At 66.6% G+C, this 1991-nt stretch carries 1 protein-coding gene; it reads right to left on the bottom strand.

Annotation, left to right across the window (positions count from 1 at the left end; translation table 11 throughout):
• Positions 1–1991, bottom strand: a 1991-nt coding sequence (locus AC5Y4C_RS20930) for a non-ribosomal peptide synthetase (RefSeq protein WP_500008526.1), incomplete at both ends; no start/stop codon positions are given.

The following is a 1991-nucleotide window of genomic DNA, read 5'->3' on the forward strand; positions in this document are numbered from 1 at the left end:
AGTGCAGCTGACCGTCGGGAGCCCAGCGCACCAAGTCCCCGCTGCGATACATGCGTGCGCCGGGAGGACCGAACGGGCAAGCCACAAAACGGGAAGCGCTCAAACCGGGTCGGCGCAGATACCCGAGCCCAACACCCCGGCCCGCGACATACAACTCGCCGATCACGCCCGGCGGTACCGGGCGCAACCAGGTGTCGAGCACGAACAGGGCGGCCCCGGGCACCGGCGAGCCGATCGCCACCGCCGCGCCGGGGACCAGCGGGGCGCTCACACTCGCATACACCGTGGTTTCGGTCGGCCCGTAGACGTTGACCATCACCCGCCCCGGCGCCCAGCGCTCCACCACCTCGGGTGGGCACGGCTCGGCGCCGATCATCAACGCTGTTGCGTCGAGGCCCGTCGGTGTCAGCGCGGCAACCGCCGACGGCGTTTGGCTGAGCATGGTGACGTTCTCGGCGACCAGCAGAGCGTGCATGTCTTCGGGTGAGGCGGTGACACGCTCCGGCACGACGACCAGGCGCCCGCCGTGCAGCAGCGCGCCCCAGATCTCCCACACCGAGAAGTCGAAGGCCAACGAGTGGCTCTGGGTCCAGACCTGTGTTGGCCCCATCGCGACACCGACGTCGAGTCCCTGGAACAGTCGAGTGACGTTGTGATGGGTGACCGCAACACCTTTCGGGATACCGGTGGTGCCGGAGGTATAGATGACGTGGGCGACGTCGTCGGGTGCCGGAGCCGGCAACGGTGTCGCGGGATAGGTCGGAATGCGCGGGTCGTCGACGTCGACGATCACGAGGTCGCCGCAGCCGCCGAGCCGCTCCGTGAGATTCGCGGTCGTCAGCGCGGCGACCGGCGCGGAGTCCTCGAGCATGAAGCCGATCCGCGCGTCAGGATGCGCCACATCGATCGGGACGTACGCCGCACCGGTCTTGAGCACTCCGACGATCGCTACGACCGCGTCGATTGACCGGGGCAGCAGCAGGGCGACGCATTCGCCCGGTCCGGCTCCGCAGGCAACGAGCAAATGCGCCAAGCGATTAGACGCCTCGTCCAATTCCCGGTAGGTCATCGAGCGGCCGTCGCATCGCAGCGCCACCGCCTGCGGGGTGCGTGTCACCTGGTCGGCGAACAGCACCGGAATCGACACCGGCGCCCCCGGCTGTGTCAACACCGCGCGGTGACCGAACTCGTCCAGCCTGACATGCTCGGCAGCATCGAGCAGATCCGTCGACGACAACCGCGTCGACGGATCGGTAACCATGAGCTGCAAAACTTTACGCAACCGCTCGACGAGTGCGTCGATGCTGTCGGCGGCGAATAGGTCGGTGTCGTATTCGAGGCGCAGGCTCAACTGTTGGCCGGGCTGGGCCTGCAGAGTCAGCGGATAGTCGTTGCGTTCACGAGTCGTCACGTCTGTGACCGTGAGCCCGTCGTAGCCGAACAACGCTGCCGCATCCACCGGATAGTTCTCGAAGACGAACAGCGTGTCGAACAGCTGATCCACGCCGGTGACGCGGTGGATCTCGGGCAATGCCAGATGCTGATGTTCGAGAGTCTCGTTGTGGGCACGCTGTAGGTGCTCCAGTAGATCCGAAGTCGTCGTCGCCTCATCGGTGTTCGCGCGCACCGGCACGGTGTTGATCAGCAACCCGACCATGGAATCGGCGCCAGGAACTTCGGTCGGGCGTCCCGACACCGCCGTACCGAAGGCGACGTCATGCTGGCCGGTCAACCACATCAGCAGCTGGGCCCAGGCGGCCTGCAACACCGTGTTGACCGTCGTGTGGTGCGAGCGGGCCAGCTCGCGCAGGGCCCCCGTGGTTTCGGCCGACAACCGGAATGATTCGATGCCCCGCGCTCCGGGACGCACTCGATTCGGCGGACCCACCAGGGTCGGCATGTCGAAGCCGTCGAGTATGTCGCGCCAAACCGCTTGAGCCGCAACGCGATCGTGATTGACGAGCCAGCTGACGAAGCTGCGGTACGAGCCC

This window comes from Mycobacterium sp. NGS35, assembly GCF_059812855.1.